Annotated in this window: 16 protein-coding genes; 4 read left to right on the top strand and 12 right to left on the bottom strand. The window is 43.4% G+C overall.

The features are described from left to right. Window positions 1-100: 100 nt before the first annotated feature. The gene (locus PNC201_RS07650; protein WP_102056684.1) at window positions 101-445 is read right to left on the bottom strand and encodes an Hpt domain-containing protein; all 345 of its coding nucleotides are present in this window, start codon (window positions 443-445) and stop codon (window positions 101-103) included. Between the two features lie 119 nt (window positions 446-564). Between PNC201_RS07650 and PNC201_RS07645 the strand changes: the two genes are divergently transcribed. Both PNC201_RS07645 and PNC201_RS07640 read left to right on the top strand, forming a co-directional pair. Beyond that, window positions 565-1,155, top strand: coding sequence for a tRNA-uridine aminocarboxypropyltransferase (locus PNC201_RS07645; protein ID WP_102056683.1), 591 nt, complete (start codon window positions 565-567; stop codon window positions 1,153-1,155). Window positions 1,156-1,164: 9 nt separating this feature from the next. Then, entirely contained in the window at window positions 1,165-1,953 is a 789-nt protein-coding gene (locus PNC201_RS07640; RefSeq protein WP_102056682.1) for a CLCA_X family protein, read from the top strand. Here the strand turns inward: PNC201_RS07640 and PNC201_RS07635 are convergent. The 3 genes from PNC201_RS07635 to apbC form a co-directional block, all read right to left on the bottom strand. Then, the gene (locus tag PNC201_RS07635; protein ID WP_102056681.1) at window positions 1,913-4,378 is read right to left on the bottom strand and encodes a bifunctional diguanylate cyclase/phosphodiesterase; all 2,466 of its coding nucleotides are present in this window, start codon (window positions 4,376-4,378) and stop codon (window positions 1,913-1,915) included. The two genes, PNC201_RS07640 and PNC201_RS07635, sit on opposite strands and share 41 nt — an antisense overlap. Before the next feature lie 453 nt (window positions 4,379-4,831). Next, complete coding sequence (gene dcd / locus PNC201_RS07630; protein WP_010371648.1) at window positions 4,832-5,416, bottom strand: dCTP deaminase; 585 nt, start codon at window positions 5,414-5,416, stop codon at window positions 4,832-4,834. Between the two features lie 2 nt (window positions 5,417-5,418). Next, on the bottom strand, window positions 5,419-6,522 hold the full coding sequence (gene apbC / locus PNC201_RS07625; protein WP_102056680.1) for an iron-sulfur cluster carrier protein ApbC: 1,104 nt from the start codon (window positions 6,520-6,522) through the stop codon (window positions 5,419-5,421). A gap of 202 nt (window positions 6,523-6,724) precedes the next feature. Between apbC and metG the strand changes: the two genes are divergently transcribed. After that, window positions 6,725-8,761: a methionine--tRNA ligase gene (metG, locus tag PNC201_RS07620; protein ID WP_102056679.1), complete on the top strand. Its 2,037-nt coding sequence runs from the start codon at window positions 6,725-6,727 to the stop codon at window positions 8,759-8,761. A 56-nt stretch (window positions 8,762-8,817) separates the two neighbouring features. Here the strand turns inward: metG and PNC201_RS07615 are convergent, their stop codons facing one another. From PNC201_RS07615 to PNC201_RS07590, 6 genes are all read right to left on the bottom strand, one after another. Next, the gene (locus tag PNC201_RS07615; RefSeq protein WP_233525231.1) at window positions 8,818-9,069 is read right to left on the bottom strand and encodes a lysine transporter LysE; all 252 of its coding nucleotides are present in this window, start codon (window positions 9,067-9,069) and stop codon (window positions 8,818-8,820) included. A 44-nt stretch (window positions 9,070-9,113) separates the two neighbouring features. Further along, window positions 9,114-10,256 carry an ABC transporter permease gene (locus PNC201_RS07610; protein ID WP_102056678.1) on the bottom strand — a complete coding sequence of 381 codons (1,143 nt, stop codon included), beginning with the start codon at window positions 10,254-10,256 and terminating at the stop codon, window positions 9,114-9,116. Next, complete coding sequence (locus tag PNC201_RS07605) at window positions 10,240-11,172, bottom strand: ABC transporter ATP-binding protein (protein WP_102056677.1); 933 nt, start codon at window positions 11,170-11,172, stop codon at window positions 10,240-10,242. Before PNC201_RS07605 ends, PNC201_RS07610 begins: the two co-directional genes overlap by 17 nt. 2 nt (window positions 11,173-11,174) lie before the next feature. Next, entirely contained in the window at window positions 11,175-12,116 is a 942-nt protein-coding gene (locus tag PNC201_RS07600; protein ID WP_102056676.1) for an HlyD family secretion protein, read from the bottom strand. Further along, entirely contained in the window at window positions 12,113-12,760 is a 648-nt protein-coding gene (locus PNC201_RS07595) for a TetR/AcrR family transcriptional regulator (protein WP_039495667.1), read from the bottom strand. The genes PNC201_RS07600 and PNC201_RS07595 overlap by 4 nt, the downstream gene beginning before the upstream one ends. Before the next feature lie 488 nt (window positions 12,761-13,248). Continuing rightward, a complete protein-coding gene (locus PNC201_RS07590; protein WP_102056675.1) occupies window positions 13,249-14,553 on the bottom strand; it encodes an NAD(P)/FAD-dependent oxidoreductase in 1,305 nt (434 codons plus the stop codon). A 402-nt stretch (window positions 14,554-14,955) separates the two neighbouring features. Here PNC201_RS07590 and PNC201_RS07585 point away from each other — a divergent pair, with 402 nt between their 5' ends. Beyond that, window positions 14,956-15,219: a RebB family R body protein gene (locus tag PNC201_RS07585; RefSeq protein WP_102056674.1), complete on the top strand. Its 264-nt coding sequence runs from the start codon at window positions 14,956-14,958 to the stop codon at window positions 15,217-15,219. Window positions 15,220-15,405: 186 nt separating this feature from the next. On the opposite strand, the gene PNC201_RS07580 is transcribed toward PNC201_RS07585, so the two are convergent. Both PNC201_RS07580 and PNC201_RS07575 read right to left on the bottom strand, forming a co-directional pair. Beyond that, the gene (locus tag PNC201_RS07580; RefSeq protein WP_102056673.1) at window positions 15,406-16,671 is read right to left on the bottom strand and encodes a Xaa-Pro dipeptidase; all 1,266 of its coding nucleotides are present in this window, start codon (window positions 16,669-16,671) and stop codon (window positions 15,406-15,408) included. Window positions 16,672-16,761: 90 nt separating this feature from the next. Beyond that, entirely contained in the window at window positions 16,762-18,507 is a 1,746-nt protein-coding gene (locus PNC201_RS07575; RefSeq protein WP_102056672.1) for an MFS transporter, read from the bottom strand. Between the last annotated feature and the right edge of the window lie 20 nt (window positions 18,508-18,527).

Here is an 18,527-nt window from a genome sequence, read left to right as displayed (position 1 = left end):
GAAGTGATTAGGGTGGAATAAATAAGCGCAATATTAGGTTTCAGAAAATAAAAAAGGCCGTATAAACGACCTCATTTCCGCTCTTTGGCTTATGCTGGATTTAAGACTGTGTACTCACCCACTGCTGCAGTTTCGCTTTTGAACCTGCAACTTGTGCTGCCAGCTTCTCAATAGAATCATCAACAATATCCTGCTCCCCTTGAATAAGGGCATGCTCTATCATCTTTGCTAAATCGCTCAAACTAGCGGCCCCAAACTGAGCAGCGTTAGATTTCAAACTGTGAGCATGACGAATGGCAGCTTCTTGATCCTGATTCAAATTCAGCATCAACTCCGATTCTAACCGCTCGAATTCAGAACAACAAAAATGAACCGTATCTTCGAATTGCTCGCCCAGCAACATTTGCATGTTTTCTAGGGCACCTTCATCTATTACGATGCTCATAATTTTCCTTAAATTTAATATTCTATTACTTATGCTAGCCAAATCTGGTTTCTTGTGCAAAGTAAATGCGGGCAAGATATGATAAAATATGACTTATATTAAGAAACACCTCATCAAACATGAAACGTAATACCTGTCCAGTCTGTCAGTTTCCCACAAAAACTTGCGTATGCTCCTATATTGGTAACGTGATACCAAATGCGACTCAAGTTATTATCATGCAGCACCCAAGCGAAGTAAAAGTCGCCAAGAATACCGCAAAGCTCCTCGCCTTGCAGTTAGACAGTTTTGCGCTGTATGTTGGAGAAAATACCACTGACTTTGAAGAGTTGATTAACTTCTGCAACGGAAACCATGTTGCACTACTCTACCCAAACAGCCACGCTAAGACCTTAACTACAGAACATAATCACGCTCAAAAGCTTGATGCCATCATCTTATTGGATGGTACTTGGAAGAAAGCCACTAAGCTTTATAAGCTCAACCCGTGGCTAAGCCAGTTGCCCAGTTTTCAGTTCGATTCGGTCAATGCAAGTGAATATACTATTCGTAAATCTAAACATGAATACAGTTTATCAACTCTTGAAGCGGCCGCTCAATTTCTCGAAATTGTAGATCAATGCGAAACTTCGGATCTCTATAAACTTCAAGCTGGTATGGTGAAAGAGCAGATGAAACGAATGCCTGATGATGTTAAAGCTCGATATTAAAGGAAGAAAATGCCAAGCTCGAGACTACAGCGCGGATACACTCGCCGAGGACCCGATTATCGATTCGGCGATCAAGTTGATTTCAGTGAAATTAAACAGACCTTTGGCTTTAAAACCATGACCATTGGTCATTGGGTTACGCCCGAAGAAACCCGTTTATCCGCCAATTTCATTTATGATGCCCTCGCAGATCTAGCCCAAATATTACAGGTACCACCAGAAGTCATTGGCCTTCGGGGAACACTTAATTTTGCTTTTGGTACAGGCGGGCAACAAGGTATTCAAGCGCATTACGCGGCAAATACGAGAACACTCGCGTTAGCAAAAAATGCCGGCGGTGGCGCACTTGCCCACGAATGGTGGCATGCATTTGATCACTATATTTGCCAGCATTTAATAACACAGCCAAAAAAGCCTTTTGCATCGTCAGCTTGGTTACTTTCTACTGAAACCGTATTACACCCTCTGAACAATGCTTTAGCAACGTTTTTTGCGCATACCTTTTTAGATGAACAACATCAACAACCAAATCGGTATTTTCATACCGCCAAGATTGCTGATAGCGCAAACAAACAAATATATTACGCCCTGCCCGAGGAGCTAACAGCTCGGATGTTCGAGGCCATTATTGCCTATCACAGCGATATATCAAATTCATTTTTGGCCGCGGGAATTAAAGGTTCAGAACAAGAAAAACTGGGGATTTACCCAAAGCATGAACATAGAAAACGATGCGCTGAGCCCATTTTTCACTACTTCAGCGAACTAGGAAAGATTTTATATCACCAGCATAGGTGACTTTACCAAGCCAACTCTTAAACTCCGTGAACGGCAACGGACGTGAAATAAAATAGCCCTGCGCAAAGTCGCAGCCATAGGCCTGCAAACGAATGTAGCTATTGATATCCTCAACCCCTTCTGCCACCACCCTTGATCCTAAACTGTGCGCCATATCACACGTCGCTTTACAAATTGTTTGGTTGCTCTTAGATGTCTCAATATCCATCACAAAACTTTTATCAATTTTAAGTTCATCAAATCCAAGTTTACTCAAATATGCAAGTGAGGAATATCCAGTACCAAAATCGTCTATCGCCACCTTTACGCCGATTGAACGATAATCATCTAACACCCCTTTAAGCTCTGCTTCTTTTCCTATCGTTACAGATTCCGTGATCTCTATCATTATTTGAGAAGGTGCGAGTGATAATTCATTGATAAGCGTAATAAGCTGTACCGACAACTCTCTTCTACTCAAGTCACGACCAGATACGTTGATTGAAATAACGTGCTCAGGCAATAACTTGGTTATCTCAGCTTGATAATGAAGCGCATGCTCAATCACCCATTCGGTGATCTCATAAATTTGCCCTGAAGACTCCGCAATCGGAATAAATTCGTCAGGTGGTATGTAACCAAGTTCAGGGTGAAGCCAGCGCAGTAGCACTTCCGAGCCAAATACCCTGCCAGTCCTGAGGTCTACCTGCGGCTGAAAGAATAAACTGAACTGTTCATGTTCTATCGCACTTTTAAGAAACGAGGTGAGCTTTAATTGTCGCTCAGTCGAAATAGAGCTTTCAACATCAAATAGATGCCAACGTTGACCATTGTGTGACTTAGTATTAAGAGCCTGCAGCGCGCGCTGGATAAGCTTCTCAGTGGATTTTGCATGCATTGGATAATTCGCAACCCCAACCTCTAAACTATCGACAATCTGCGTGTCTTTATAGCCAACCCCTTCTTCGAATACAGCTGATAAAATACATACATATTGCTCAACTTGACTGACCTCTATTTTACCATCAAGCACGATGGCAAACACTTGGTCTTCTAGACGGTAAATAGGTGTGTTTCCTTTATTTGCAACGGCAGCGCTACCATAAGTATTGATTTGCTCAGAGACCTCTTTGAATAACTTATTGATGTGCTGATTTGCAAAGGTTAAGCCAAAACTCAGTCTTATTGATGGCAGGATCAGTGGTTTAAAAAGCAACAATGTATGCGCTTTATTTTGCTCCTCAAGCTTAGCGAGCGAACCAAACAGGGCGAATTTATTGGGAAGTGCAGTCTCTTTATCAAACTCAGCATAATGAATATACATACGCCGCTTTTCCGCATCATGCCAAACCACAAACAGTAGTAAGAGCATTAAATGTAGGCTGATCAACACATGGTTTACGATTGATATTTGCTCACTTGGTTGTATTAATTGACTCCCAGCAAAACCAATTAATACCGCCACCATAGGAGACCAAATTGCGCAGCAAAAATAGACTTCTTTACGGCTGTCTTTATCTTGACTTACCAAAATCATCGTACTTAATACAATTGCACCAATAACCATAATTGACTGAAGTGCAAACGGTAAATCCACTTTCGCAAACGCCACAATGACACCGCTTAGTAAGTAGATATATGCGGTCGTCTTGATGGTTAGCTTTATCTTTCTATCAAGCCTATTTTTAGTAAGGAAATGATGAAAAAACAAAAGGCTGAAGCCGAGTGCAAAACACACAAAGCTGCCACTGTAATGTAAAAAATGAATGCTATTTTGGTAGCTGAAAAAGATATCAGCGAGTCCTTTATGGGTGACGTAAAGGCAGGCTAATGACAGCAAATAGCCACCAACCGAAAGCAGGCTTGCGCGTTTCGAAATAATACCGGTACTGAGCATGAAAATACTCAATAAAAACATCACCCCTAGAAACAACCCTGTTAAAAATAGATGAGCATTGGTATCTTCTATATAAACTTCATAAGGTTCAATACTCACTCTAGACAAGGAAACATAGGGTGATTGAACTTTAACAACGATCGGCTCAATATGGCTATTTGCATCAATTACCAAATGGGGGGAAAAGTGGGATAACGATGTATGATTATTACTTGCGGGGATTTGAGTTAATTTTCCAATAGGGTCCGTGGTAAAAAACTCAACACTGCCCATGGATGGACGTGCGACTGTTAGCACTTGGTCTGACAGATCATCGCGAACGAGGTTTGTGATTCGAAGCCAAACCGCAACGCCCTTTGGAATAATTACCGTTTCTTGCGATACATTAAACTGGGCCTCGGAAAAGTCACCATAGCCTACTGAAATTAAAGGTCTTGCTTCTATAGTTTCTGCGGCCAGCTGCGTTTCAGCAGTAGCCAACATCGCAAAGATGCAACACACAATTATCGTAAACATCAGTGTGGCATACCTAGCAGCGCTAAGCCACATACCCATTCTCCTTGAGTCACTTTGACGGTGATTTATCACGTTATGCAAAGAACCAAGCGTTAACGTTCAAGAAAAACACCAACCTGAAAACATTGGCTATGAGCTTCTCTTTGCAAATCAGTAGGCAACGCCATTCGCGCACTAATACCTATTTCACTTTGTCTACTGCAGTCATTCGCATGACGCTTTCGCCGACAACATAAAAAACGCATTACAATAAGTATGGTTTGGATCAAAGCAAATGCAAAAATATTATTGAATTTAAATCGTTATGGTTATTTGATGGGGGATCAAAAATGTAAAGATGGCATGCCGTTATAGGGGGTTAAATATTTAATTATAAGATTGGAACAACAACTTGTTCTCCAGCCGCTGTTATTCCCAAGCTAAGCGTCAGATTTGTTTGTAATAGGCCAACTATTTACACACAAATCCTCTCGCCTACCTATTCAATTAACTGTCGTCACTAATACGCGAAGCAACCGCACTATTTTGATCCTTATATTTGGCGTCTTTACGCTCGTTATAAGGGAATTGCGCAGCACTTGTCATCGTTTCAAAGCTCATCGCACCTATTTTCATGTTTGGCCTAAGTGCCAAAGGCAACTTACCTGAGTTATAGAATTCTAATACGATGTTTCCAGACCAACCGGGATCAATACGATGCGCAGTAACATGAACCATTAAACCTAGCCTTGCCAGCGACGAGCGGCCATCTAACCAACCAACAAGGTCGGCAGGTAGGGTTACTTTTTCATACGTCATTGCCAGCGCCAGCTCACCAGGGTGCAAGAAAAACGCTTGGCCATCTTCTAACACAATTTCGTCACTCATGATGGATTCCATCGCGGCATTGATCTGATCTTTAGGACCACTGAGATCAACGTAAGGCGCGGCATGGTCCTGAAACACTCTAAACTTGTTACCCAGTCTTAAATCCACGGTAACGCCTGAAATCATATCTGGCTTAGGTGTAGGTTCGATGATTATGCGTTGTTGTTCAATCGCTTCTCGAATATGGGTATCCGATAATCTCATTCTTAGTCTTCCGTCATCACAATCTCAACACCCGATGTTGAGTCTGATTGGTAATATAACATACTGGCAACCAGTTGGGCACAATCAACATAGTGATCTGCTATACCATGATTGTCAGTCTTACTTTCTGAATTAGGCTCACGGACTGTGGCAATGATATCTTCGCCCTGCTCTGTTGCTGTTCTGATCTGTTCGTTAAGCGGTACTTCCGCGAGCAGAGGCACACCATAGCGACTCGCCAGCGTGGTGCCACCAGAGTGACCAAAAATATGGTTGCGACTACCACATTGCTCACAATTGAAGTAACTCATATTTTCGACCAAACCTAAAATAGGGAGCTGCACTTTTTCAAACATCGCGATGCCCTTCTGTGCATCTGCAAGCGCTAAGGTCTGCGGTGTAGTGACAATCACCGCACCACTGGCTGGCACTTTTTGCGTCATGGTAAGTTGGATATCTCCTGTGCCTGGCGGCATATCAACAATCAGATAATCCAGCTCACCCCAATCCGTTTCATTTAACAATTGAGTAAGCGCTTGAGAAGCCATTGGTCCTCGCCAAACAGTGGCGTCCTCTGCTGGGACCAAAAAGCCGATAGACATGGCTTTAATACCCGACTTTTCAATTGGTAGTAAGGTTTTATCATCTTTCGCCTGAGGTTTTTCATCCTCAAGAGCCAGTAAACTAGGTAGCGAAGGGCCATAAATATCAGCATCTAGCACACCAACTTTCGCACCTTGAGCACGTAGCGCATACGCCAAATTAATCGCAGTGGTAGACTTACCAACCCCGCCCTTACCCGAGGCAACAAGAATAATATGTTTAATGGCTTTAAATTTTGGTCTGCCGACTACGACGACTTTCGATGTCACCTCAACGGGCTTACCTAAGTGTTGCTGCAGATAACTGGCAATTTCTTGATCACATTGAATAGCAAACGGGAAATTAATATGTACTTGGATTTGCGTTTTTGACTCTTGCGTTTTGATGACCCAATTGGCATCAATACCTACTGGTAATGCCGCACTACGATAGCCATTTAAAAGCTCAATGATTGCCTGTTTGGTGTTTTTCCCCTTGGCAAACCATTTTTCCAGTCCAAACATACAAATTAAACTCCTCTGGGTGATGAAAATAGCCACGGAATTATGTAACATTCAACTCATTAAAACCAGTCAATTCGCGGTTCATGGTCTGAACGAAGGTGAGTCACTAAGCACACTTGTCCATTCAAGTGTTAACTCGGTGAATAATCAACCAATTCAACACCATCAATTAGAAAGATCGCGCTAAATTCATGGAATCGTTATGACGAAGAGAAAAATTCTCATTACCAGTGCATTACCATACGCAAATGGCCCCACTCACTTAGGCCACTTGCTGGAATATATTCAAACCGATATTTGGGCTCGCTTCCAAAAGTTACAAGGCCATGAAGCCTATTATGTATGTGCAGACGATGCGCACGGCACGCCAATCATGCTAAATGCACAGAAGCAAGGTATCACACCTGAAGAAATGGTTAAGCAGGTAAGTATTGAGCGTCAGCGTGACTTTGCAGACTTCAATATCGAGTTTGATAACTATCACAGCACACATAGTGACGAAAACCGTGAACTAAGCGAGCTTATCTACACTCGTTTAGACGAAAAAGGCTATATCAAAAAGCGCACGATTTCACAGTTATTTGACCCAGAGAAAGGCATTTTCCTACCAGATCGTTTTGTTACTGGTACTTGCCCGACTTGTAAGTCTGAAGATCAAAATGGCGATAGCTGTGATGCCTGCGGTGCAACCTACAGCCCAACAGAGTTGATTGAGCCAAAATCGGTGATGTCTGGTGCGACACCTATCTTGAAAGATTCAGAGCATTACTTCTTTGACTTACCAGCATTCGAAGACATGCTAAAAACATGGCTACGCTCAGGTAGTCTGCAATCTGAAATGGCGAACAAGCTAGACGAATGGTTTGCAGACGGCTTGCAGCAGTGGGATATCAGCCGTGACGCCCCCTATTTTGGTTTTGAAATCCCAGGCGCGCCTGGCAAATATTTCTATGTTTGGTTGGATGCACCAATCGGTTACATGGCAAGCTTCAAAAACCTTTGCGAGAAACAAGGCCTAAACTTTGACGAGTTTTGGGGTGAAGGCTCTGACGCCGAGCTTTATCACTTTATCGGTAAAGACATCATCTACTTCCACAGCCTATTTTGGCCTGCAATGCTTGATGGCGCTAATTTCCGTAAACCAAATAACGTATTCGCTCACGGTTTTGTCACCGTAAATGGCGCTAAGATGTCTAAGTCAAAAGGCACTTTTGTAAAGGCTCGTACCTACCTTGAACACTTAGATCCAGAATATTTACGTTATTACTACGCGGCTAAACTAAACAGCGGCGTTACGGATTTAGACCTCAACTTAGAAGATTTCGCGGCACGCGTAAACTCAGACTTAGTGGGCAAAGTGGTAAACATCGCGAGTCGCTGCGCAGGCTTTATTACTAAGAAATTTGACGGCAAGCTAAGCGGCTCTATTATGGACGAAGCGCTACTAACTAGCTTTGTTGCTGCAAAGGATTCAATCGCGACACATTTTGAAAACCGCGAATACAGCCGCGCAGTGCGTGAAATCATGACCCTTGCTGACAAAGCAAACCAGTTTATTGATGCCGAAGCGCCTTGGGTGCTTGCAAAGAATGAAGAGACACTTGAGCGTGCACATCAAGTGTGCTCTATGGGTCTTAACCTATTCCGCGTACTACTGACTTATTTAAAACCTATCCTTCCAGGTATGGCGAAAAATGTAGAAGCTTTCTTAAACACTGAGCTAAGTTGGGAAAGCGTTGACAACGCCCTTGTTAATCATGAAATCAATAAGTTTAAGGCACTAATGCAGCGTGTTGAACTTGATAAAGTGAATGCGATGATCGAGTCTTCGAAAGAAAGTCTTGAAAAGAAAGTGGGTGGTCAATCTGTAGCAGCAGATCCGAATAGCCCGCTTGCCAAAGAGCCAATCGCTGCGGAAATCGAATTCGATGATTTTGCCAAAGTTGATCTGCGTGTCGCAAAAATTGCTAACGCAGAGCATGTTGAAGGTGCAGACAAACTGCTTAAACTTACGCTTGATTTAGGTGGTGAAACGCGCCAGGTGTTTGCTGGCATTAAGTCTGCTTATTCACCTGAAGATCTTATCGGCAAGTTAACAGTAATGGTTGCAAACCTAAAACCTCGTAAGATGCGTTTTGGTATGTCAGAAGGCATGGTGTTGGCTGCAGGCCCTGGTGGTAAAGAAATTTACATCTTAAATCCAGACGAAGGTTCACAGCCTGGCATGCGAGTGATGTAATCACCCTATTACTTGTATACAAATAAAGGCTTCAATTTAGAAGCCTTTATTTTTGCTCAGATCAAACCTTCGCGCCAAATTTCATTATCGAAAATTAACCAAACCGCGACCAGATACAAACAGCCGCCGTAAAACCGATTCAACCATTTATTATAATTTGGGTCATTCGACACTCGCGCCAACAAATCACCAGCTTTAATCCACACCAAATGCACCAAAATGTTGAGTATCGCAAGCCATAACACCAGAATTAAATTGCCCAACGCGCCGAAGGTATCATTTGCTTGTTCACTAAAAAGCGTAAACATAATAAAGACTAATACCCATCCTTTGCTATTCAATATTTACACAACTAATCTAATCGCTTTTTAAAGCGCATCGTCGCAATCATAAAGCCAATCACACTAAAGGCGACTAAACAGAGTAAATCAAAATACAAATCGCTGAAATGCGCGCCTCGAAGTACCACAGCTCGGATCGACCGTACGTAATGTGTGGCAGGTAAGATCTCTGCAAGGTATTGCGCCGCTCTTGGCATCGCGGCAAATGGGAACATAAATCCTGATAGCAATATCGCAGGCAGTAACACAAAAACCGTCATTTGCATTGCTTGTAATTGGTTCTTGGCTTTGGTGGAGATCAACAGTCCTAAGGTAAGGCTCGCGGTGATAAACAACAACGTCACGATAAGTAAACTTGGCATATCAAAATTGAGCGGTACATCAAATAGCCAATGTCCTAAAAATAGTATTATCGCCATTTGAATAAAGCCAACAAGAATGTAAGGTAGAATTTTACCTAACATTAGTTCGGTTGGCCGAACCGGTGTGGTGATAAGAAATTCCATATTACCCTGCTCACGCTCTCTAACCAGCGCTGATGAGGTAAATAGGATCATCGTCATCGTTAATATAATAGCAATCAAACCGGGAATAATATTAACCGACGAACGTTTCTCTGGGTTAAAGTAATTTTGCAGCGCAAAAGCTGGGTCTGGCAGTGCAGGCATAGGTAACCTTTTGATGCTAGTTGGCAACTTGCTGAGTCCCGCCACGGCACCACTCAATAACGGATCGGAACCATCAATCAACCACTGTGCAACGCTATGTTGCGCTGTACTATTACCCACTTTATAGCCACTTAGTTGATAATCACGATTGAGCTGCCGACGCACAAAATCAGCAGGAATAACCAACACCGTATTCACCTTTCCTCTGGTAATGGCCTGCTCAGCCGCCGCAATTGAATCATAATAGCCGATAAAGTCAACAACTTGAGTGTTGGCTGCGGTTTGGATCAACTGTCTGGATTGATAAGTCTGACTAAAATCAACAATACCTGCGGAAACATGTCTTACATCAGTATTAATTGCATAACCAAATAGCAACAGCTGCGCCAATGGCAACATCACAATCATCGCAAAGGTAATACGGTCGCGTGCCAGCTGCATAAACTCTTTACTGACGATGGCATTTAACCTACGCAAGCTCAGCATAGCCCCTCCCTGTGCTCGTTACAAACACATCCTCGAGGTTAGCGCGAGTGAAATCCACTTCGTAACCACCTCCAGATTCAGCTCGCAATAATGCCAGAGGTTGTGATTCTTTTTTGTTTATCAACACCCTTAGGCGAGCACCTATTTGGGAGACGGAAATCACACTCGGTAATGAAGCTAAACGTGTTTTTAATGCCGCAACGTCGTCACCCACAACTTCGCACACCGAAACCTTTAACTGTTCCATCAGCGCGATGGGACTATCATCCGCACGCTTTACACCTTGCTCTAAGATAGCAAGGCGGTGACAACGCTCTGCCTCGTCCATATAATGGGTAGACACTAAAATGGTCGTGCCCTGCGCACTTAAACTAAATAACTGCTCCCAAAATGCACGACGATTTTCCGGGTCAACCGCTGACGTCGGCTCATCTAAAAAGAGCAACTCTGGTTTATGAATAACAGCGGCGGCAAGCGCGAGGCGTTGTTTTTGTCCACCACTCAATGCACCGGACTGCACCGATTTTTTATCTTCTAATTGGTATTCCTGTAGCAGCTCAGCCACTCTACGCTTAACATCATTGCGTGATAAACCATAAATTTTCGCCACAAACTCGAGATTCTCCAGCACACTTAGCGACTCGTATAGGGAGAATTTTTGCGTCATGTAGCCTAATCGATTACGCAAGCTTTCACCATGTGCCTGCACATCCTTTCCCATAATACTGATATGACCTGTGGTTGGTGTTAACAGTCCAGTCAACATTCGGATTGTAGTTGATTTTCCGCAGCCATTTGGCCCTAGAAAGCCATAAATTTCGCCCTGTTTTACGGTAAGGTCTAGGTCTGAAACCGCCCAATAGTCGTTAAACTGCTTACCCAAACCTTCACTTTGGATCACGATTTCCTTGGTCATTCTTACAGCTCCACCCAAACCGGCGTGCCTGACGGGACAGTCACTTTATCAGTGAGCACCACTTCCACCACATACATTAAACGTGCTCTTTCTTCTTGTGAAAGTGCAAAATAAGGCGTGAAGCTCGCGCTTTGGCTAATGTAGCTGACGGTGCCTTGTAGACTTTTATCACTGCCATCGAAATGCACATTTAGCACACTTCCCAAAGAAACTTTAGCAAGCTGGGTTTGCGGCAGATAAAGTCGAGAGAATGTTTTGTCGTCAGCAGCCAGCAGAATAATCGGTGCACCTTTAATGGGACGCTCACCAACAAGCCAAGGTAAATCCTCGACAATGCCGGAAGTTGGTGCTTTAAGGGTAAGATCAGCGAGCTGCTTGTTGGCAATAATTAGCTGTGTTTGTGCTTCTGTAATTGCGATTTTTGCTTGTTCGATTGTCTCCTCTCTCGTGCCATTTTCAAGCTCTTTCAAACGCGCTTGGGCCTCTTGCAAGATACCAAGTGTCGACTCGACATTGGCAGAGGCGGCATCGACCCTATCTTGAGAGGTCAACTTGTCTTTGATTAACTGCCTCTGTCGAACAAGTTGCCGCTGAGCTTCTTCCCAAGCGGCCTGTGCTGCATGGACCCTTGCTTTGGCTTGTTTGACTTGTTCAACTCGGGTGCCAGAGAGTAACAATCTATATTGCGCTTGCAAGCGCGCGATTTGCTGTTCAATAGCATTAACCTGTTGTTGCTGCACCACGTCATCGATTTTCGCCAGTGGCTGTCCTTTTACCACTTTATCGCCGCGCTCGACCAGCAACTCAACTAATAACTCTCCGGTTGGGCTGCTGATCTGCACCTGCGGTCGTTCGATAATGCCGAAGATTTTACGCTCGGGTTTAGAACAACCAACCAAAAGCGTCAATAACACAAAACTGATGATGTAAAACGGTGTTTTCATAATGTTTTCCGTTCAATATGCTGGGATAGAAACACGTTAAAAATAGCTTGCTGATGTTTGCCAAGCGAGCGCCACTGCTCAGTATCCGAGTTTTCGATACCAAGTAGCGGCTGCATCACTGGTGGAACCAAAAAAGGAAATGCCGACAAGCCAAGGCAGGTTAAAAGTAACCATTCAGCTCGAATGGGCTCTGCAGGCGAAAGCGTTTGAAAGGTCGAATTTAAAGTACTGACACCGTTCTCTACATGCTCAAAGAAAATCTTTTTTATGATTTCATGCTCTTTAGAGTGCGTATCATGTAGTGCCATAAAAATGATCTTAGGTAGCGTTGGGTATTGGCTCATCACCTGAAAGTAGCGCTCTATAAACTGAGTTAAAATAAGCGGTGAGAGTTCACGTAACTGTGATTTTTTAATCCCTTCAAGCAAGCTCAGTAGAGGTGCTGCAACCTCGCGAAATACCGCTTCAAACAGTCCCGCTTTATCGCCGAAGTAGTACTTAATCAAAGCAATGTTTACCTCAGCAAGGTCCGCAATTGCTCTAGTCGTGACTCGATTATATCCGCGGTTAATAAACAAACACTTACCAGCGGTGATGAGCTTTTCTCTCGGGGTAACAGCGGCTTCCGTTAGCTTATTTGTCATGTTTCAACTCCATTAATCACTTGATTAATATACTAGGACAAATGTGCAAGCTTCACGACAGCTTTCGTTAATCAAAAAAGAGGAAATGATTAATCACTAATCTACATCAAACTTTCATTGGTTATCTGGCCTTTTCGTGGACAGTCACTTAACAGTTGATATTCAAACAGCGAAGCCAACAAAGCAAAAAGCCGAATTTCATATGCCGTTATCATGGGCAGTCACTTAATAGTTGATATTCAAATAGCGAAGTCAACAAAGCAAAAAGGCCGAATTTCATCGGCTTTTGAAATGCTAAAAATTGCTTCACTTAGCCAGAGAGTTTTGAGGATAACTCTGCTCTCGTGCCCTGCCATCACGCTGGTACCTACATCCTTTAGGCAAGGCGCATTTACGCACCAATAGCTGGTTATTGGACGTGAATTCAACGCAGCTAGCGCTAAAACTAGCTGCTAGAAAGACATTAATTATCTGAAGTTCAGGTTAACTTAGTGCAGTTTCATTTTTGGCCGTACCACTCTTAGCACCTTTTCGCTTATCCATAGTGCAAAGGTTTTTGCGATACCATGGATTGCGCGCTGATGCATTCTATACAATGAGATGTACATGAATCGCGCTATCTTGCCTTCAATAAAAAAGCTATTGCTGGTTAGGTTCCCCATTAAACTACCAACGGTGCTATAACGAGATAAATTCACTAAAGAGCCGTGATCACTATAGGTAAACTCTTGTAAAGGTTGATTTTTTAGTGTGGCGATTAGATTTTTCTCTACACATTGCGCCATTTGATGGGCGGACTGAGCACGCGGCGGCACTTGAGTACCATCCGCTTGGGTAAATGCACAGCAATCACCGATGACATAAATATGCTCATCTACACTGCTTTGTAAGTATTGATTTACCTTAATTTGATTATTACGAGTAAGCTCGAACAGCCCAATCTCTTTAATAAAGTCAGGAGCTTTTACCCCCGCAGCCCACACCTTGATGTCTGCCTTTAACTGTTCATCTTCTTTAGTAATAAAACTGTCTTCAGTTGCCTGCTTTACCTGAGTGCCTTCTCGCACCGTGACACCGAGCTTCACAAGCTCCCGTTTAGCTGAATTGGCAATACGCTCAGGTAATGCAGGTAATATTCGAGGACCTGCTTCTATTAAATCAATACGAAGGCGTTTGGCAGTCATTTTATTCAGCCCGTACATTTTCAACATGTCTGATACATGATACAGCTCGGCAGACAGCTCAACGCCAGTAGCGCCACCACCAACAATACCGATAGTTAACGAGTGCTTTGGATCATCGTCTTGGTGTAAGCGTGTAAAGTTATCGAGGAGTGCATGCTGAAATCGCTCAGCTTGCTGATTTGAATCGAGAAAGAAGCAATGCTCCTTGACCCCCGGCGTATTAAAATCATTGCTAATACTACCAATGGCAAGCACTAAATAGTCATAGCTGACCTGTCGCTCTGGGAGGATACGATGACCGAGTTCGTCTTTTAGCTCGCTCAGCGTGATGGTGTTATTGATTGAGTCTACGTGGCTAAAACTGCCGAGCTGAAACTGATAATAATGCTTTGCTGCATGAGCAGAATAAACCACTCCATCTAAGTCAGCGTCTATAGACCCTGTCGCGACTTCATGAAGCAACGGTTTCCAAATATGACTGCGATTTTTATCAATTAATAAGATTTCCGCTTGGCGTTTTTTTCCGAGTTTATGCCCTAATTGTGTTGCCAGCTCTAAGCCACCAGCACCACCACCGACTATCACGATTTTAGGAAGTTGCGTATTCATCATGTTGCCCTTAAAAGTATAATACTTAAGTACTCTAAGGTCTTGGAAAAGCACTTAGGTATTTCAAATCCATCATGAAATACCTTGTCTGGCAACGCCTACTATTGTGCGCCTTTTTAGCTCATTTGTCAGCGGATAACGTCAAAATTATTCAACAGTTTTCCCAAGTCCAAGGACGCTCAGAGCCAACAAATGCGGCTCGCATAACGGCGAAGATGACCATCCCTCTGCCGCTCAATTTTACATTCAGTTCTAGGTAATTGTTGTACTAACCTTCAAGGTTGAATGCACTTTCTAATATAGAGACTAGACTGAATGTAAGCATACTCTGAGCCGAGAATAGTATCTCTGCACTTCACGGGTTATGTGTCTTTTTGTATTAGCTATTTAAAGGAGATATACATGGCATTTCCAACTGCAGTGAATAGTCAAGTTACCGATTCAGTGTCTCAAACAAACGCTAAAGTGCTTGGAGACTCACCAGCATTAGCAACGAGTAAGCTCATGCTTGCCGTGAGCCAAGCATTGTCAAACGCTGCATATAACGCTATCAATGTGCAACAAAATAACAATGTCACTGCTCAAGCGGCTTTGACGCAGGGAGTGAATACCCTAATGAATGTGGATACCGCAGCATCAATGGTTGTTATAAAAATTTACAGATAGTAAGAAATACCCTATTCCCCGAGTCAATGTAAATAACATACAAAGTAAGGTAAAACTATGGGCAGTGCAGGAAAGCCTCCTTATAACCTCTTAGGCAGCCTAGCAAGCGAGAAGGCTAAAAAAGAGTTCCAATAGTTTCATAGCGTCTGCGCAGAACTTAGAACAAGCTCTGCGCTAGTCGCTAGATTATTGCTTTTCTATTTGGCCGTCTTTCATCACAAAGGTGACGTTTTCCATTACACTAATGTCTTTTAGTGGGTTGCCTTTAACCGCAATAATATCAGCAAGTTTCCCCACCTCAAGCGAGCCTAATTGTGTATTTTGTTTCAGTAACGTCGCCGAGTTAATAGTGGCAGCCTGTAAAGCTTGTAGTTCAGTCATACCAAATTTCACCATACGGCTAAACTGCTTACCATTGTCACCGTGAGGATAAACACCAGCGTCAGAGCCAAACACCATATTCACGCCTGCTTTTACCGCTTTTGTAAAACTAGCACGCTGAGTAGCACCCACCTTACGTTCTTTATCCAAGCTTTCGGGCAAAATACCTGCCTTTTCTCCCTCGCCAAGAATAAATTCCGTATTGTAGATATCCATAGAGAAGTACGTGCCTTTGTCTTTGGCTAGCTGAATGGCTTCATCATCCACAAAACTTACATGCTCTACTGAGTTCACACCTGCTTTAATTGCAGACTTGATACCGTCAGTGCCGTGCGCGTGGGCAGCAACCGTTAAACCGCGTAAGTGTGCTTCGGTCACAATCGCTGTCATTTCCTCTTGGGAATATTGCTGAGCACCCACTTTAGTGCCTTTAGATAGTACGCCACCCGTTGCACAGAACTTGATTAAGTTAGCGCCATATTTAATATTTTCACGTACCTTTTGCCTTACTGCCCAAGGTCCATCAGCCACCCCTTCTGAAAATACTTTATGCTCATGGGTTAGGAGGTTGTTGTCACAATGGCCGCCAGTGATCCCAAGTGAAGGGCCTGCTGCGTTTACACGTGGGCCTGATACGTCACCATCAATAATGGCATCGCGCAGCGCGATGTCAGCATAGCCAGCAGCACCGAGGTTGCGAACAGACGTAAAGCCCGCATCTAGTGTGCGCTTGGCGTTTCTAACGCCAGTAATTGCCGCACGCGGTGCAGTGCGTTGCAGTCTTTTGTAGCCATGAACATGTGCGTCTGAAGTTAAGTGGACATGCATATCAAATAGACCGGGTAATAATGTGTGGCCACTTAGGTCTATCACCTCTGCGCCTTTTGGATAGGCTTTACGATTTGATTTTCCGACTGAGATAATTTTATTGTCTTCAACGACCACAGTTGCAGGTGAGATAAGCTTGCCTGACACCACATCAATCGCAGAGTCAGCATTTAAAACATACGTTTGCGCGTACACGCTACTTGAAACAAAGAGTGCCGTGCTCATCCATATTTTTTTATTCATGTTACTTCCTCATTTTTTGCTTGAGTGTAGAAAGAATATGGCTTGCAAACAAACTGATCGCGACCAATAACTGTTCCCATTTCAATAGTGCTATGTTTTTCTGTCTATTATCACTGTGTTAAACCAGAATAATGCAATGGCGGTTATAAATGCGATAGCGGCAAATAGCCCCCACATTAACTCTGGTGCCGCCATTTCTTGCACCAACACTTTATAGCTCCAACCAGATAAAAATCCAGCAAATAAGAAGCCCAACGCCATAGAAACAAAGTAGTACCCCATATACAACGCAGCTTGAGATTGAGGCGCGATACTCGCGACATATTCTTGGCTTTTAGGAGAGGCAAGCATTTCACCAAGCGCGATAAGCAATATGACAGTGACAATGAGCTGACCACTTAACCAGCCGCTATCGCTAAGTAATGCGATAAACGCAACCGTCATCACCAGTAAGCCCGTGACTAACACATAAAATGGTCTAAATCGCTGACAGAGAAAGCTCACCAAAATTTGTGCGACCACAATCGCTGCAAAGTCTAAATTAATGAGATACTCAGGATTAATTTGACGATATTGTACGAGTTGTTCAGCAAGGGCTTGCGCTTGGAGCTGTGAAAGTGCCTGTCCATTATCGTGAAGCGCATTTAGCGTTTGTAGTATCAACTGTATTTGCTCATGCGGGACATTCACTTTGAGGTGAACCCATTCAAGCCTAATGGTTTCAATGGATACCGCGCCGCTTTCCTTAAGCTCGTTGAACAGCGTAAAAATGGCAGCAGTTAACTTATCAATATCAACATGTGCTAAAAACGCGACGCCAGAATCGCCAAACCACGCCAATATATCTCGGGTATCTGCATAATCACGGATATACACAGGTAAAGTATAAAAAAGCTGATTATATACAGTCCAAAAGCCTGCAAGGATCAGCAAATATAACGCAAACGGCAGGTTACTCACCTTCATCGGTTGTTGCCACCATGCTTTAGTCGGCGCTCGATTTATAAGCACTCTGTCCCACACCCAGTTAGCTACTAACCATATTGCAATCCAAGTAAACGCTTGACTGTAGTTAGAAAACCCAACGCCTGCTGACATCAATAGCGCCAGTGCGACAAACAGCGTAAGTGCTAAACGTGTATTACCCAGCACCGACTGTGCAGTTTTTAATACTTGAGTAAGAGATTGCTTGGTTTTAGGTAATGTTTGGGGGTCTTTGTAAAATAACATCAAGGGAATAAAGTTTATGGCAATCCAAATCGCCGACATCATAAATACTGCATCCCAACTAATGGCGCGCATATATCCCGCAACCAATGGACCTAAAAATCCACCAATATTCACCATGGTATAAAAGATCCCAAATCCAAGACCACGATTACCATCGTTTGTACTGTGGCTTACGGTGCCAACGACCACAGGTTTAAAGCAAGCGGCACCTAGGGCAACAAAGCTCAGCGCAGCAAAAAACGGCCAAAAACTCTGTGCCTGTCCCAATAAATAATAGCTTGGCGTCATGACCAAAAATGCAAAAAAGAACATCTTTTTATACCCGACACGATCTCCTAACGCACCAGTTATAACAGGCAAAAGATATAAAAAGAAGGGAATAATCCCCTGTACGGCGCCACGCTCTATATCAGTAAAGCCAATACCGCCTTGCGACTTTGGTGTTGTCATATAAATTGATGACACGGCGAAAAATCCATACCAAGCGAGTCGTTCAAATATTTCCATGATATTTGCAATGTAAAAAGTTCGACCAAACCCAGACGGCGACGTTGACCGATTTGCCTCATTGAGATCTGGTTCACACCACTGCTGCTGATTTTGCATAATGACAATACCTGTTATCT

Source organism: Pseudoalteromonas sp. NC201 (assembly GCF_002850255.1).
Taxonomy (GTDB): domain Bacteria; phylum Pseudomonadota; class Gammaproteobacteria; order Enterobacterales; family Alteromonadaceae; genus Pseudoalteromonas.
This window is presented reverse-complemented; position numbering and strand designations above follow the sequence as displayed.

Coding starts and splice junctions, on each gene's coding strand:
- PNC201_RS07650 (WP_102056684.1), bottom strand. CDS start 445: ATGAGCATCGTAATAGATGAAGGTGCCCTAGAAAACATGCAAATGTTG.
- PNC201_RS07645 (WP_102056683.1), top strand. CDS start 565: ATGAAACGTAATACCTGTCCAGTCTGTCAGTTTCCCACAAAAACTTGC.
- PNC201_RS07640 (WP_102056682.1), top strand. CDS start 1,165: ATGCCAAGCTCGAGACTACAGCGCGGATACACTCGCCGAGGACCCGAT.
- PNC201_RS07635 (WP_102056681.1), bottom strand. CDS start 4,378: ATGTGGCTTAGCGCTGCTAGGTATGCCACACTGATGTTTACGATAATT.
- dcd (WP_010371648.1), bottom strand. CDS start 5,416: ATGAGATTATCGGATACCCATATTCGAGAAGCGATTGAACAACAACGC.
- apbC (WP_102056680.1), bottom strand. CDS start 6,522: ATGTTTGGACTGGAAAAATGGTTTGCCAAGGGGAAAAACACCAAACAG.
- metG (WP_102056679.1), top strand. CDS start 6,725: ATGACGAAGAGAAAAATTCTCATTACCAGTGCATTACCATACGCAAAT.
- PNC201_RS07615 (WP_233525231.1), bottom strand. CDS start 9,069: ATGTTTACGCTTTTTAGTGAACAAGCAAATGATACCTTCGGCGCGTTG.
- PNC201_RS07610 (WP_102056678.1), bottom strand. CDS start 10,256: ATGCTGAGCTTGCGTAGGTTAAATGCCATCGTCAGTAAAGAGTTTATG.
- PNC201_RS07605 (WP_102056677.1), bottom strand. CDS start 11,172: ATGACCAAGGAAATCGTGATCCAAAGTGAAGGTTTGGGTAAGCAGTTT.
- PNC201_RS07600 (WP_102056676.1), bottom strand. CDS start 12,116: ATGAAAACACCGTTTTACATCATCAGTTTTGTGTTATTGACGCTTTTG.
- PNC201_RS07595 (WP_039495667.1), bottom strand. CDS start 12,760: ATGACAAATAAGCTAACGGAAGCCGCTGTTACCCCGAGAGAAAAGCTC.
- PNC201_RS07590 (WP_102056675.1), bottom strand. CDS start 14,553: ATGAATACGCAACTTCCTAAAATCGTGATAGTCGGTGGTGGTGCTGGT.
- PNC201_RS07585 (WP_102056674.1), top strand. CDS start 14,956: ATGGCATTTCCAACTGCAGTGAATAGTCAAGTTACCGATTCAGTGTCT.
- PNC201_RS07580 (WP_102056673.1), bottom strand. CDS start 16,671: ATGAATAAAAAAATATGGATGAGCACGGCACTCTTTGTTTCAAGTAGC.
- PNC201_RS07575 (WP_102056672.1), bottom strand. CDS start 18,507: ATGCAAAATCAGCAGCAGTGGTGTGAACCAGATCTCAATGAGGCAAAT.